Annotated in this window: 12 protein-coding genes; 2 read left to right on the top strand and 10 right to left on the bottom strand. The window is 68.5% G+C overall.

Annotation, left to right across the window (positions count from 1 at the left end; genetic code table 11):
• Positions 1-9: 9 nt before the first annotated feature.
• The 4 genes from pstB to pstS are packed head-to-tail and all read right to left on the bottom strand — an operon-like array spanning position 10 to position 3,710.
• Positions 10-774: a phosphate ABC transporter ATP-binding protein PstB gene (gene pstB, locus WG903_RS11975; protein ID WP_340075578.1), complete on the bottom strand. Its 765-nt coding sequence runs from the start codon at positions 772-774 to the stop codon at positions 10-12.
• Between the two features lie 4 nt (positions 775-778).
• Positions 779-1,663 (bottom strand): phosphate ABC transporter permease PstA, encoded by an 885-nt coding sequence (pstA, locus tag WG903_RS11970; RefSeq protein ID WP_340075576.1) that lies wholly within the window; start codon positions 1,661-1,663, stop codon positions 779-781.
• Positions 1,660-2,664: a phosphate ABC transporter permease subunit PstC gene (gene pstC, locus WG903_RS11965; protein ID WP_445263597.1), complete on the bottom strand. Its 1,005-nt coding sequence runs from the start codon at positions 2,662-2,664 to the stop codon at positions 1,660-1,662. The genes pstA and pstC overlap by 4 nt, the downstream gene beginning before the upstream one ends.
• 2 nt (positions 2,665-2,666) lie before the next feature.
• Positions 2,667-3,710, bottom strand: coding sequence for a phosphate ABC transporter substrate-binding protein PstS (gene pstS / locus WG903_RS11960; RefSeq protein WP_445263630.1), 1,044 nt, complete (start codon positions 3,708-3,710; stop codon positions 2,667-2,669).
• A gap of 113 nt (positions 3,711-3,823) precedes the next feature.
• Between pstS and ppx the strand changes: the two genes are divergently transcribed.
• Positions 3,824-5,311: an exopolyphosphatase gene (gene ppx, locus WG903_RS11955; RefSeq protein WP_340075572.1), complete on the top strand. Its 1,488-nt coding sequence runs from the start codon at positions 3,824-3,826 to the stop codon at positions 5,309-5,311.
• Between the two features lies 1 nt (position 5,312).
• Here the strand turns inward: ppx and WG903_RS11950 are convergent, their stop codons facing one another.
• On the bottom strand, positions 5,313-5,771 hold the full coding sequence (locus WG903_RS11950; RefSeq protein WP_340075570.1) for a SixA phosphatase family protein: 459 nt from the start codon (positions 5,769-5,771) through the stop codon (positions 5,313-5,315).
• A 1-nt stretch (position 5,772) separates the two neighbouring features.
• Entirely contained in the window at positions 5,773-7,872 is a 2,100-nt protein-coding gene (gene ppk1, locus WG903_RS11945; protein ID WP_340075568.1) for a polyphosphate kinase 1, read from the bottom strand.
• A gap of 140 nt (positions 7,873-8,012) precedes the next feature.
• Here ppk1 and WG903_RS11940 point away from each other — a divergent pair, with 140 nt between their 5' ends.
• Positions 8,013-8,843 (top strand): PPK2 family polyphosphate kinase, encoded by an 831-nt coding sequence (locus WG903_RS11940; RefSeq protein ID WP_340075566.1) that lies wholly within the window; start codon positions 8,013-8,015, stop codon positions 8,841-8,843.
• Between the two features lie 6 nt (positions 8,844-8,849).
• Here the strand turns inward: WG903_RS11940 and WG903_RS11935 are convergent, their stop codons facing one another.
• The 4 genes from WG903_RS11935 to ftsH all read right to left on the bottom strand — a co-directional run bounded on the left by WG903_RS11935 (position 8,850) and on the right by ftsH (position 13,527).
• Positions 8,850-9,218, bottom strand: coding sequence for a hypothetical protein (locus tag WG903_RS11935; RefSeq protein WP_340075564.1), 369 nt, complete (start codon positions 9,216-9,218; stop codon positions 8,850-8,852).
• Positions 9,219-9,367: 149 nt separating this feature from the next.
• Positions 9,368-10,702 carry a phosphoglucosamine mutase gene (gene glmM, locus WG903_RS11930; protein ID WP_340075562.1) on the bottom strand — a complete coding sequence of 445 codons (1,335 nt, stop codon included), beginning with the start codon at positions 10,700-10,702 and terminating at the stop codon, positions 9,368-9,370.
• Positions 10,699-11,544: a dihydropteroate synthase gene (folP, locus tag WG903_RS11925; RefSeq protein ID WP_340075560.1), complete on the bottom strand. Its 846-nt coding sequence runs from the start codon at positions 11,542-11,544 to the stop codon at positions 10,699-10,701. Before folP ends, glmM begins: the two co-directional genes overlap by 4 nt.
• A 72-nt stretch (positions 11,545-11,616) precedes the next feature.
• Positions 11,617-13,527: an ATP-dependent zinc metalloprotease FtsH gene (gene ftsH, locus WG903_RS11920; RefSeq protein ID WP_340075558.1), complete on the bottom strand. Its 1,911-nt coding sequence runs from the start codon at positions 13,525-13,527 to the stop codon at positions 11,617-11,619.
• Between the last annotated feature and the right edge of the window lie 17 nt (positions 13,528-13,544).

Genomic DNA, 13,544 nt, shown 5'->3' with positions numbered 1-13,544 from the left:
TCCCTTCGGTTACCCGAACCTCCCGGTGATGTAGTCCTCGGTCTCCTGGCGCTTGGGCTTGAAGAAGATCTGCTCGGTCTCGCCCACCTCGATCAGGTCGCCCAGGTACATGTAGGCCGTGTAGTCGCTGCAGCGCGCGGCCTGCTGCATGTTGTGCGTGACAATCACCACCGTGTAGTCGTTCTTCAGCTCGGCGATCAGCTCTTCGATCTTGCCGGTGGAGATCGGGTCCAGCGCCGAGCACGGCTCGTCGAGCAGCAGCACCTCCGGCTTGATGGCGATGCCGCGTGCGATGCACAGCCGCTGCTGCTGGCCGCCCGACAGGCCCGAGCCGGACTGCTGCAGCTTGTCCTTCACCTCGCCCCACAGGGCCGCCTTGCGCAGCGCCCATTCGACGCGGTCGTCCATGTTGGAAGACGAGAGGTCTTCGAACAGGCGCACGCCGAAGGCGATGTTGTCGTAGATGGACATCGGGAACGGCGTGGGCTTCTGGAACACCATGCCGACCTTGGCGCGGATCAGCGCCACGTCCTTCTTCGACGTGACGAGGTTCTCGCCGTCCAGCACCACCTCGCCTTCGGCACGCTGCTCCGGGTACAGCGAGTACATGCGGTTGAAGGTGCGCAGCAGCGTCGACTTGCCGCAGCCCGAGGGCCCGATGAAGGCCGTGACCTTCTTCTCGGGGATTTCGAGGTTGATGCGCTTGAGCGCGTGGAAGCGCCCATAGTAGAAGTCCAGGTTGCGGACCGAGATCTTGGCCGGTGTGGGTTCCATGGGATCAGTGTTTGCTGCGCGTGACCACGCGCGCGAGGATGTTGAGGCCGAGCACGGCGAGCGTGATGACGAAGACGCCCGCCCAGGCGAGCCTCTGCCAGTTCTCGTACGGGCTCATGGCGAACTTGAAGATGGTCACCGGCAGGCTGGCCATGGGCTCGGACAGGCTGGAGGTGAAGAACTGGTTGTTCAGCGCGGTGAAGAGCAGCGGCGCGGTCTCGCCCGCGATGCGCGCCACGGCCAGCAGGATGCCGGTCACGACCCCCGCCCGCGCCGCGCGCAGCGTGATGCTCGTGATGACCTTCCACTTGGGTGCGCCCAGAGCGTAGGCCGCTTCGCGCAAGCCGGCGGGCACCAGCTGCAGCATGTTTTCCGTCGTGCGGATGACGACCGGGATGACGATCAGCGCCAGCGCGGCGACGCCCGCCCAGCCCGAGAAATGCTTGAAGCGCGACACCAGCACCGCGTAGACGAACAGGCCGATGACGATGGACGGGGCCGACAGCAGGATGTCGTTGACGAAGCGCGTGACCGAGCCGAGCGGCCCCTTGGCGTCGTATTCGGCCAGGTAGATGCCGGCCATCACGCCGATGGGCGCGCCGATGAAGGTCGCGAGCGACACCATCAGGGCCGAGCCCCACAGCGCGTTGGCGATGCCGCCCTCCTCGTTGGGCGGCGGCGTCATCTGCGTGAGCGCCGTCCAGGTGAGGCCGCCCAGGCCCAGGCGCAGCGTCTCCCACAGGATCCACACCAGCCAGAACACGCCGAAGGCCATGGCGGCCAATGACAGGGCCAGCGCGACCTTGTTGACGCGCTTGCGGATGGCGTACTTGCGCTCGCGCTCGCCCGCCAGGTCGGCGGCGGCGAGAAGCCTCGCCCCCGTGTTCATGAACGCAGCCCTTCCGCCCGGCGCATGCGCGCCAGCAGCAGCTTGGACAGCGCCAGCACCACGAAAGTGATGAGGAACAGGACCAGCCCGAGGTAGATCAGCGCCGCCTGGTGCAGGCCGCTCGCCGCTTCGGCGAATTCATTGGCCAGCGCCGAGGTGATGCTGTTGGCGGGCTGGAAGAGCGACAGCGAATCGAGCTGGTTGAAGTTGCCGATGACGAACGTCACGGCCATCGTCTCGCCGAGCGCGCGGCCCAGGCCCAGCATGATGCCGCCGATGACGCCCGCCTTCGTGTAGGGCAGCACGACGCGCGAGACCACTTCCCAGGTCGTCGAGCCGAGGCCGTAGGCCGATTCCTTCAGCAGGGCCGGCGTGACTTCGAACACGTCGCGCATCACGGCCGCGATGAAGGGGATGATCATGATGGCGAGGATGATCCCCGCCGACAGCAGGCCGATGCCCACCGGCGGGCCCGACACCAGCGCGCCGAGATAGGGCACGCCGGCCAGCAGCGACTGCAGCGGCTGCTGCACGTAGGTGGCGAGGATGGGCCCGAACACCAGCAGGCCCCACATGCCGTACACGATGGACGGCACGGCGGCCAGCAATTCGATCGCCGTCCCCAGCGGGCGCTTCAGCCACGAGGGCGACAGCTCGGTCAGGAACACCGCGATGCCGAAGCTCACTGGCACGGCGATCACCAGCGCGATCAGCGACGAGGCCAGCGTGCCGTAGATCATCACCAGCCCGCCGTATTCGTTGCCGACGGGGTCCCAGGTGGTGCTGGTGAGGAAACCGAGGCCGTAGCGCTCGATGGCCGGCCAGGCGCCGGCCAGCAGGGACATCAGGATGCCGGCCAGCAGGGCCAGCGTGAGGACCGCGGCGGCCCGCGCAGCCCAGGCGAACAGCGGGTCCGCCAGCGGCATCGAGACGGTGCGGCGCGGCGCCGCGGGTGCGGGCGGCGCGGTGCCCGCCACGCCGGCCGGGACGGTACCCGTCATCGTCATTTCGCGGCCGCGTGGATGCCCTTGCCCGAAGCGTCCTTGATCTCGGTCGTCCAGAGCTTCTCGACCTGCGCCTTCACGCTCGCGGGCATGGGCACGTAGTCGAGGTCGTCGGCGGTCCTGTCGCCGCCCTTGTAGGCCCACTCGAAGAACTTCAGGACCTGCGCGGCCTGCGCGGGCTTGTCCTGCACCTTGTGCATCAGGATGAAGGTGGCGCCGGTGATGGGCCAAGACTGCGCGCCCGGCTGGTTGGTGAGGATCTGGTAGAAGCTCTTGCTCCACTCCGCGCCGGCGGCGGCGGCCTTGAAGGCCGAGTCGTCCGGGCCGACGAACTGGCCGGCCGCGTTCTGCATCAGGGCGTAGGTCATCTTGTTCTGCTTGACGTACGCGTACTCCACGTAGCCGATGGCGTTGGGCAGGCGGCCCACGAAAGCGGCCACGCCCTCGTTGCCCTTGCCGCCCGCGCCCGTGGGCCAGTTGACGGCCGTACCTTCGCCGACCTTGGCCTTCCACTCGGTGTTCACCTTGGACAGGTAGTTGGTGAAGATGAACGTGGTGCCCGAACCGTCGGCACGGCGCACCGGCGCGATGGCGGCGTCGGGCAGGTTCAGCGACGGGTTCAACGCCTTGATCGCGGCGTCGTTCCACTTCGTGATCTTGCCCAGGTAGATGTCGCCCAGCACCTGGCCGTTCAGGCGCAGCTGGCCGGGGGCGATGCCGTGGACGTTCACTACCGGTACGACACCGCCGATGACCATCGGGAACTGCACCTGGCCTTTGGCGGCCAGCTCCTCGTCCTTCAGCGGCATGTCCGACGCACCGAAGTCCACCGTTTTCGCATCGACCTGCTTGATCCCGGCGCCCGACCCCACCGATTGGTAGTTCACCTTCACGCCTGTCGCCTTGTGATAGTCGGAGGCCCACTTGGCGTAGAGCGGGGCCGGGAAGCTGGCGCCGGCGCCGGTGACTTCCTGCGCGCGGGCCAGGCCCCCGAAGACGAGTGCGGCGGCGCCGACGAGGACGAAGGGATGGATGCGGGACATCATGTTGACGCGACTGTAGGAAGCTTTTGTGACATGCCCGTGACAAGCACGCCGCTCGCGCGCCCTGCGCTCGTGGACCCGGTGCTATGCTGGCCGCGCCCTCTTCCATCGCGATGCAAAACGGAACCCTGCTCGCCGCCGTCGACCTCGGCTCCAACAGCTTTCGCCTGGAGATCGGCCGGCTCGAACATGGCCAGGTGCGGCGCACCGAGTACATCAAGGAGACGGTGCGCCAGGGCAACGGCCTCGACTCCTCGCGCAACCTCACCCGGGAAGCGATGCAGCGCGGCTGGGACTGCCTGGCGCGTTTCGGCGAGCGGCTGGCGGGTTTCCGCAAGTCGCAGGTGCGCGCAGTGGCCACGCAGACGCTGCGCGAAGCGCGCAACCGCGAGGAGTTCCTGGCGCAGGCGCACCGCGTGCTGGGCTTCCCCATCGACGTCATCCCCGGCCGCGAGGAAGCGCGCCTGATCTACCAGGGCGTCGCCCACCTCCTGCCGCAATCGGACGAGCGCCGCGTCGTCGTCGACATCGGCGGGCGCTCCACCGAAATCATCCTGGGCCACGGCTACGAAGCCGGCACCATGGAGAGCTACCGCGTCGGCAGCGTCGCGTGGTCCATGCGCTACTTTCCGCAAGGGCACTTGACCGAGGAAGCTTTCGATGCGGCCGAGGTTGCCGCACAGGCCATCCTCGAGGAAGCCGCACTCTCGTATGCGCCGTCACGCTGGGACGTCGCGTACGGCTCGGCGGGCACGATAGGCGCAGTGGCCGACATCGTCGCGGCCGCCGGCGGCACGGCCGGCACCGTCACGCGCGAGGACCTCGACTGGCTGCGCGATGCGCTGGTGGCCGGCGCCCATGTCGACAAGCTGCGGCTGGCCGGCCTCAAGGACGACCGGCGCCCGGTGATCGGCGGCGGCGTCGCGGTGCTGCGCGCCGTGTTCGACCTTCTGGAGATCGAGAGCATGCAGGCGGCGCAAGGCGCGCTGCGCCACGGCGTGCTGTATGACATGCTGGACCGCGAGAAGGTGGACACCGACGTGCGCTCGGCCACCGTAAGCCGCCTGTGCGCCAAGTTCGAGGCCGACGCCGCGCAGGCCACGCGCGTGGCGCGCACGGCGTGCGCCCTGCTGCGCCAGCTGCGCACCGGCGACGACGCGGAGGAACTGGCGCGGCACGAACGCAAGCTCGGCTGGGCCGCGCGCCTGCACGAGATCGGCAACGCCGTCTCGCACAGCGACTACCACAAGCACGGCGCGTACATCCTCGACAACACCGACGCACCGGGCTTCGCCGTGCCGGAGCTGCACCACCTCGGCCTGCTGGTGCTGGGGCACCGCGGCAAGCTGCGCAAGCTGGTCGACGTCGATTTCACCGATGCGCTGTTCGTGCACCAGCTGCTCTGCCTGCGGCTGGCGGTGATCCTGTGCCACGCGCGCCGCGACCCGGATGCGGGCGGGCTACAGCTGGCGGCCAGCGGCAAGAAGATCGCGCTGAAGCTGCCCGCCGGCTGGGCTCGCAACTACCCGCAGTCGGCCTACCTGCTGCGCGAGGAAGTGACGGCGTGGCAGAAGACGCCGTGGGCTTTCAGCGCGGAATGAGCTAGACGGTATCGGGCGAGATCGCGGCGACCAGCACGTTCTGGTCCTCGCCGCCACGGTCGCGCGAGCGGAACCACCACACCGCGCCCTTGCGGATGGCAAAGCCGCCCCTGGCTTCGAGAAGCAGCGCGGCGACTTCGCCCAGCACCGGCTGGTGACCCACGACCAGCACCGGCTGCTTCGCGTCGGGCCATCCCGCTGCTTCGAGGATCGCCTTGGGCGACGTGCCCGGCGCGAGCTCGGAATGCACCTTGTACTTGCGCCCCAGGGGCGCCACGGTCTGCTCGCAGCGCAGCGCGGGGCTGCACAGGATCTTGACGCCGTCGGTGAGCTGGCGGTCCAGCCAGGCTGCCACGCGCGCTGCCTGCTTCTCGCCGCGCGGCGTCAGCGCGCGCTGCAGGTCGTCGCCGCCCGGCGCCTCGTCCTCGGCCTCGGCGTGGCGCCACAGGATCAGGTCCATGTCACAGCCCTCCTTCCGATTCGCCCGGCTGCGCCGCGTAGCGGGCCATCAGCGCGGCCTGCGCGCCATGGCCCTTGGGCTCGCCCGCGCCCTTCACGCGCTTGTAGCGGCCGTCGGGCATCAGGTCCCACGCGTCGCGGTCGTCGTGCAGGTAGGCCACCAGGCATTCATCGATGAGGCGCTGGCGCAGCTTGGGGTCCTGGATGGGCCAGGCCAGCTCGACCCGGCGCAGCATGTTGCGATTCATCCAGTCGGCGCTGGACAGGAACAGCTGCTCGTCGTCGTCGAGCCGGAAGTAGAAGATGCGCGAGTGCTCGAGGAAGCGGCCGATGATGGAGCGAACGCGGATGTTGTCGGTTTCGCCGGGCACGCGCGCCGGCAGCATGCACGCGCCGCGCACGATGAGGTCTATCTGCACGCCTTTGCGGCCCGCGCGCACCAGCGCCTGGATGAGCGGCACGTCGGTGAGCGCGTTGAGCTTGAGCACGATGCGCGCCCGCTTGCCGGCGGCCGAGCCCTCGGCCAGCGCGTCGATGCGGTCGATCAACTTGCGGTGCAGGTGGAAAGGCGCCAGCCACACCTGGTTCAGGCGCGGCAGGCGGCTGTGGCTGGCCAGGTGCACGAAGACGGCGTCGACGTCCGCGGTGAGTTGCGCATCGCCCGTGAAGAACCCGATGTCGGTGTAGGCGCGCGCCGTGCGCGGGTTGTAGTTGCCCGTGGACAGGTGCGCGTAACGCACCAGGCTGCGGCCCTCGCGTCGCGTCACCAGCAGCATCTTGGCGTGCGTCTTCAGCCCGACCACGCCGTAGACCACCTGCGCGCCGATCGCCTCGAGGCGTTCGGCCCAGTTGATGTTGGCCTCCTCGTCGAAGCGCGCCTTCAGCTCCACCACCGCGGTCACCTCCTTGCCGCGGTGCACCGCCTCCTCCAGCAGTTCCATGAGCTCGGAATCGGCGCCGGTGCGGTAGATGGTCTGCCTGATCGCGAGCACCTTCGGGTCCTGCACCGCCTCGCGCATGAAGGCCAGCACGCCCTCGAAGCTTTCGAAGGGGTGGTGGACCAGCACGTCGCGCTTCTTCAGCTGGTCGAAGATCGAGCGGCCCGGCAACAGCTGCGTCGGGTAGGAGGGCTTGTACGGCGGGAACAGGAGCTTGGGCTTCTCGACCAGGTCGATCAGCTGCGCGAGGCGCACCAGGTTCACCGGCCCGTGCACGCGGTACAGCGCGGGCTCCGGCAACACGAACTGCTGCAGCAGGAAGTTGGACAGGAATTCGGATGCCCCAGCCGACACCTCCAGCCGCACCGCCTGCCCGTAGTGCCGCTGCTGCAGGCCCAGCCGCAGCGCGGTGCGCAGGTCCTTCACGTCGTCCTCGTCCACCGCCATGTCCGAATGGCGCGTGACGCGGAACTGCGAGAACTGCCCGACCTCGCGCCCCGGGAAGAGGCTTTCGAGGTGCGCGCGGATGACGCTCGACAGCGACACGAAGAGCGTCTTGCCGTCCGACACCTTGTCGGGCATGCGGATCAGCCGCGGCAGCACGCGCGGCACCTTGACGATGGCGATCTCGTTTTCGCGGCCGAAGGCGTCCTTGCCGCCCAGGCGCACGATGAAGTTGAGCGACTTGTTGGCGACCTGCGGGAAGGGATGCGCCGGGTCCAGGCCCACCGGGATCAGCAGCGGCCGGACCTCCTCCTCGAAATACTCGTGCACCCACGTGCGCTGCGCGGGCGTGCGATCGCCGTGCGAGACGATCTCGATGCCCTGCTTGGCGAACGCCGGCATGAGCTCGTCGTTGTAGAGCGCGTACTGGCGCTCCACCAGTGCGTGCGCCGCACGCGCGAGCGCGTCGAAGCTGTGGACGGTGTATTCGCCCTTGATGTCGCCGACCTTCGAGGCGGCCAGGTGCGGCGCGGCGCGCACCTCGAAGAACTCGTCCAGGTTCGACGACACGATGCACAGGTAGCGCAGCCGCTCGAGCAGGGGCACGTCGGCGCGATGCGCCCAGTCGAGCACCCGCTCGTTGAAAGCGAGGATGCTGTGGTCACGGTCGAGAAGCTGCATACCCTCGGCGGGTGCCGCGGGCGTCATGACGGCGGGCATGGGTCGGTGGTTTCCGGCTCATGGCAGTGTCGAGCTGCGCGATGACGGTTTCGTGACACTGCGGCTGCCGCCCGGGCAGGCTCCCAGTGTGCCTCGAATAAGCCCCGCCGGGAAACGCATCGCGGCGCGACAATGCGGGCATGTCGCGCACTTCGAAAGACCCGTGGCTGCCCTACCGCTTCGCGGGCGAGGATGCCAAGGTGTCGCTGGCGGCGATCGACCCCGCGGCCAAGCCCTTCTCCGGCGGCAGCAAGAAGCAGGACAAGGAACGGGTCGACGCGCTGGCGCTGGAACTGGACGAGCTGCAGAACCTGTTCTACGCCGACCGGCGTTACCGCCTGCTCGTGGTGCTGCAGGGAACGGACACGAGCGGCAAGGACGGCACCTTGCGGGCCGTCTTCGGCCGCATGAGCCCGCTGGGCGTCCGTACCGTCGCATGGCGGGCCCCCAGCGAGTCCGAACGTGCCCACGACTTCCTGTGGCGGATCCACTGGCAGGTACCGTCGGCGGGGGAATTCGTGGTCTTCAACCGCAGCCACTACGAGGACGTGCTCGTGCCCGTCGTGCACGGCGACATCGACAAGGCCGAGGCGAAACGCCGCTTCGCGCAGATCAACGACTTCGAGCGCCTGCTCGCCGAGCACCGCACGGTGATCCTGAAGTTCATGCTGCACATCTCGAAGGACGAGCAGCGCCAGCGGCTGCAGGAACGGATCGACGACCCGGCCAAGCGCTGGAAATTCCAGCGAGCCGACCTGGACGACCGCAAGCACTGGGACGATTTCCAGCGCGCGTACGAGCGCGCGATCCGCGCCACCGCGACGCCGTGGGCGCCGTGGATCGTCGTCCCCGCGGACTCGAAGACACACCGCAACCTGATGATCGCGACCGCGCTGCGCGCCGCGCTGAAGTCGCTGGACCTGCGCTATCCCGACGACGACCCCGCGGTCGCGTCGATCAAGGTGCAGTGACGGAAGCTAGAAGCGGAAGCCCGCGGAGAACCGCAGGTTTTCCGTGGGCGTGAGCGTCAGGCCCTGGTCGTACGTGAAGCGCACGAAGTAGCGCGGCCAGTCGTAGCTGACGGCGAGCCCCAGGCGCGGCAGCGGCCCGCGCGCGCGGCTCACCTGCAGCGACAGCGACTGGCCGTCGTTGAAGCGGTAGCCGCCGCCGACGTTGAGGACGTCGTTGCTGCCCGGCGTGAGCGCGTTCAGCGGCGCCTGCGACAGGCCGACCTGCCCGAACCAGTGCCGCGACAGGTCGTAATCGGCGGTGAATCCCTGGGCGTGGGCAAGCCCGGCCGATGCAGCCAACACGGCCGCGGCGACGAGGTGTTTTGCCTTATCCATGAGCTTCAATGTAGCGCGGCGCGTGCGTTTCTGCACAGCCACGCAAGCCGCCCTGTCGCCTAGGCGCGACGAGGGGTTACACGGCGTTCAGCGCGCGGCGCGGAAGCAACGAAAGTTGCACTTCCACACCGGTTCCGGCGCGATCCGGCTCAGCCGGCCTTGACAGCGCCCGCCAGCCGCTCTGCGACCTTCTTCGCGACGTGGGCATCGCGCGCCTCGACCATCACGCGCAGCAGCGGCTCGGTGCCGCTCGGGCGGATGAGCACGCGGCCCGCGGAAGCGAGTTCGCCCTCGGCCTTGCGGATTTCGCCGGCCAGCACCTGGTTCTTTTTCCAGTCCTGGCCGGGCTCCAGCTTCACGTTGATCAGCGTCTGCGGAAAGAGCGCCACGCCCTCCAGCAGCTCCGAGAGCTGCTTGCCGCTGCGCGCGATCGCCATGAGCACCTGCAGCGCGCTGATGAGGCCGTCGCCGGTGGTGTGCTTGTCCAGCGCCAGCAGGTGGCCCGATCCTTCGCCGCCCAGGAGCCAGCCGCGCTGCTCCAGCTCCTCGAGCACGTAGCGGTCGCCGACCTTCGCGCGCACGACGTCGACGCCGCGCGCCTTCAGTGCCACCTCGATCGCCATGTTGGTCATCAGCGTGCCGACGACGCCGGGCACCTTCTCGCCATTCGCGAGGCGGTCCATGGTCATCACGTAGAGCAGCTCGTCGCCGTTGTACAGGCGCCCCGAGCCGTCCACGACCTGCAGGCGGTCGGCGTCGCCATCGAGGGCGATGCCAAAGCTTGCGCCTTGCGCCTTCACCGCCGCCACGAGTGCATCCGGGTGCGTCGCGCCGACGCGGTCGTTGATGTTCAGGCCGTCGGGCGCGCAGCCGATGCACGAGACCTCGGCGCCCAGCTCGTGGAAGACCTTGGGGGCGATGTGGTACGCCGCGCCGTTCGCGGCATCGACCACGATGGCCAGGCCGCGCAGCGAGAGGTCGCTGGCGAACGTGCTCTTGCAGAACTCGATGTAGCGCCCCGCCGCGTCGTCCAGGCGCTTGGCCTTGCCCAGGGTCGCGGAGTCGGCCCATTGCGGCGGCTCTTCCAGCGCGGCCTCGACCGCCGCTTCCCATTCGTCGGGCAGCTTCGTGCCCTGGGCGCTGAAGAACTTGATGCCGTTGTCGGGGTAGGCGTTGTGGCTGGCGCTGATGACGACGCCCAGGCTCGCGCGCTGCGCGCGCGTGAGGTAGGCGACGCCCGGCGTGGGCAGCGGGCCGAGCAGCACGACGTCCACCCCGGCCGAGTTGAAGCCCGACTCCAGCGCGCTTTCCAGCATGTAGCCGGAGATGCGCGTGTCCTTGCCGATCAGCACCGTTGGGCGCTGCTCGCGCCGCTTGAGCACGCGGCCTACCGCATGCGCCAGGCGCAGCACGAAGTCCGGCGTGATCGGCGCCTGCCCGACGGTGCCGCGGATGCCGTCGGTCCCGAAATATTTCCTGCTCATTCCTTGGACTCCTCGCCGGCAGCCAGCATCGCAGCGCGAACCTTCAACGCCGCCAGCGTTTCCTTCACATCATGCACGCGCACCACGTGGGCGCCGCGCTCCACCGCGAGCAGCGCCGCCGCGACGCTGGGCGCCACGCGCTCGTTCACGGGCAGGCCGGTGGCCGCGCCCAATGAAGACTTTCGCGACCAGCCGATCACCAGCGGATGGTGCGCGTCGTGCAGCTCGCGCTGGCGCGCCAGCAACGCGAAATTCTGCTCCACCGTCTTGCCGAAGCCGATGCCCGGGTCCCACGCGATGCGCGAGGCGACGATGCCGCGCGCGCGCAGCACCTCGCTGCGCTCTTCGAGGAAGCGCCGCACCTGCGGCACCGCGTCGCCTTCCATGGGCTCGCGCTGCATGGTCTGCGGCTCGCCGTGCATGTGCATCACGCACACGCCGCAATCGGGGTGGGCCGCGACGGCTTCCACGGCGCCGGCGCGCCGCAGGCCCCAGATGTCGTTGATGACGTCCGCGCCCAGGTCCAGCGCCTCGCGCATGATCTCGGGCTTGTAGGTGTCCACGGAGACCGGAACGCCCAACGTGACCGCCTCGCGCAGCACGGGCATCACGCGCGCCCTCTCCTCTTCCAGCGGGACCGGCGGGGTGCCGGGCCGGCTCGACTCGCCGCCGATGTCGAGGATGTGCGCCCCCTGGACGAGCAGCGCCTCGCAGTGCGCCAGCGCCGCGCGGGTGCTGGCGTAGTGCCCGCCGTCGGAAAACGAGTCGGGCGTGACGTTCACGATGCCCATCACCTTGGGCTTCGCGAGGTCGATGCGGTAGCGCGTGGTCTGCCAATGCATGAGGCAATTGTGCTGCAAGCGCAAAAGCAAAAGGGACCCCGGGGTCCCTTTTTACTCTTCCAGACTATCGCCTCAGGCGGCGCTGGGCGCGGGGTTGTCGGCCCCCACCGCGCTGCCGCCGCCGGGCGAGCCGGGCGTGCGCGGCGAGAAGTCCTTCGGCGGGCGCGGCTCGCGGCCGGCCATGATGTCGTCGAGCTGGTCGCTGTCGATGGTTTCCCACTCGAGCAGCGCCTTCGCCATGGCGTGCATCTTGTCGCTGTTGTCCTCGATCAGCTTGCGCGCCAGCGCGTACTGCTCGTCGATGATGCGCCGCACTTCCTGGTCGACCTTCTGCATGGTCGATTCGGAGATGTTGGTGGTCTTGGTGACCGAGCGACCCAGGAAGACCTCGCCCTCGTTCTCCGCATACACCATCGGGCCGAGCGCGTCGCTCATGCCGTAGCGCATCACCATGTCGCGGGCCAGGTGCGTGGCGCGCTCGAAGTCGTTCGAGGCGCCGGTGGTCATCTGGTTCATGAACACTTCTTCCGCGATGCGCCCGCCGAACAGCATGGCGATCTGGTTGAGCATGTACTCGCGGTCGAAGCTGTAGCGGTCCCTCTCGGGCAGGCTCATGGTCACGCCCAGCGCGCGGCCGCGCGGGATGATGGTGACCTTGTGCACCGGGTCGCACTTGGGGAGCATCTTGCCGATGAGCGCGTGGCCGGCCTCGTGGTAGGCCGTGTTGCGGCGCTCTTCCTCGGGCATGACCATGGACTTGCGTTCCGGGCCCATGATGATCTTGTCCTTGGCCTTCTCGAAGTCCTGCATCTCGACCACGCGCGCGTTGCGGCGGGCGGCCATCAGCGCGGCTTCGTTGCACAGGTTCGCGAGGTCGGCGCCCGACATGCCCGGCGTGCCGCGGGCGATGACGCCGGCGTTGACGTCCTGGCCAATCGGCACCTTGCGCATGTGGACGTTCAGGATCTGCTCGCGGCCGCGGATGTCGGGCAGCGTCACGTAGACCTGGCGGTCGAAGCGGCCGGGGCGCAGCAGCGCGGCGTCCAGGATGTCGGGGCGGTTCGTCGCAGCCACGACGATGACGCCAAGGTTGGTCTCGAAGCCGTCCATCTCGACCAGCATCTGGTTGAGGGTCTGCTCGCGTTCGTCGTTGCCGCCGCCCAGGCCCGCGCCGCGCTGGCGCCCGACCGCGTCGATTTCATCGATGAAGATGATGCAGGGCGCGTTCTTCTTGGCGTTCTCGAACATGTCGCGCACGCGGGCCGCGCCCACGCCGACGAACATCTCGACGAAATCCGAACCGGAGATCGAGAAGAACGGCACCTTGGCCTCGCCGGCGATGCCCTTGGCGAGCAGCGTCTTGCCGGTGCCCGGGGGGCCGACCAGCAGCAGGCCGCGCGGGATGCGCCCGCCCAGCTTCTGGAATTTCTGCGGGTCCTTCAGGAAGTCCACGACTTCCTTCACCTCTTCCTTCGCCTCGTCGCAACCCGCAACATCGGCAAAGGTGACGGTGTTGTTGTTCTCGTCGAGCATGCGCGCCTTGCTCTTGCCGAACGAGAAGGCGCCGCCCTTGCCGCCGCCCTGCATCTGGCGCATGAAGTAGATCCACACGCCGATCAGCAGGAGCATGGGGCCCCAGCTCACGAGCAGCGTCATGAGAAGGGAGCCCTCCTCGCGCGGCTTGACGTCGAACTTGACGCCGTTGTTGATCAGGTCGCCGATGAGGCCCTTGTCGAGGTAGGTCGCGGTGGTGCGCACCTTGCGGTCATCGGTGGTGACCGCGACGATCTCGGTGCTGCCCGCCTGGCCCTCCTGGATGACGGCCTGCTTGACCTGACGGTTGCGGACCTGCTCGAGGAAGTCGGAGTAACCGACGACCTGGGCGCCGGCGGCGCCGCGCGTGTCGAATTGCTTGAAGACGGTGAAAAGCACGAGTGCAATCACCAGCCACACGGCAATCTTCGAAAACCACTGATTGTTCAAACCTGTCTCCGAGGCTG

This window comes from Ramlibacter sp. PS4R-6 (genome assembly GCF_037572775.1).
Classification (GTDB): domain Bacteria; phylum Pseudomonadota; class Gammaproteobacteria; order Burkholderiales; family Burkholderiaceae_C; genus Ramlibacter.
The sequence above is the reverse complement of the archived record's forward strand: the minus strand, read 5'-3'. Positions and strand labels throughout refer to the sequence as shown.

Excerpts from the sequence above, each read along its gene's own strand:
- pstB (WP_340075578.1), bottom strand. The coding sequence starts at position 774 with ATGGAACCCACACCGGCCAAGATCTCGGTCCGCAACCTGGACTTCTAC.
- pstA (WP_340075576.1), bottom strand. The coding sequence starts at position 1,663 with ATGAACACGGGGGCGAGGCTTCTCGCCGCCGCCGACCTGGCGGGCGAG.
- pstC (WP_445263597.1), bottom strand. The coding sequence starts at position 2,664 with ATGACGGGTACCGTCCCGGCCGGCGTGGCGGGCACCGCGCCGCCCGCA.
- pstS (WP_445263630.1), bottom strand. The coding sequence starts at position 3,710 with ATGTCCCGCATCCATCCCTTCGTCCTCGTCGGCGCCGCCGCACTCGTC.
- ppx (WP_340075572.1), top strand. The coding sequence starts at position 3,824 with ATGCAAAACGGAACCCTGCTCGCCGCCGTCGACCTCGGCTCCAACAGC.
- WG903_RS11950 (WP_340075570.1), bottom strand. The coding sequence starts at position 5,771 with ATGGACCTGATCCTGTGGCGCCACGCCGAGGCCGAGGACGAGGCGCCG.
- ppk1 (WP_340075568.1), bottom strand. The coding sequence starts at position 7,872 with ATGCCCGCCGTCATGACGCCCGCGGCACCCGCCGAGGGTATGCAGCTT.
- WG903_RS11940 (WP_340075566.1), top strand. The coding sequence starts at position 8,013 with ATGTCGCGCACTTCGAAAGACCCGTGGCTGCCCTACCGCTTCGCGGGC.
- WG903_RS11935 (WP_340075564.1), bottom strand. The coding sequence starts at position 9,218 with ATGGATAAGGCAAAACACCTCGTCGCCGCGGCCGTGTTGGCTGCATCG.
- glmM (WP_340075562.1), bottom strand. The coding sequence starts at position 10,702 with ATGAGCAGGAAATATTTCGGGACCGACGGCATCCGCGGCACCGTCGGG.
- folP (WP_340075560.1), bottom strand. The coding sequence starts at position 11,544 with ATGCATTGGCAGACCACGCGCTACCGCATCGACCTCGCGAAGCCCAAG.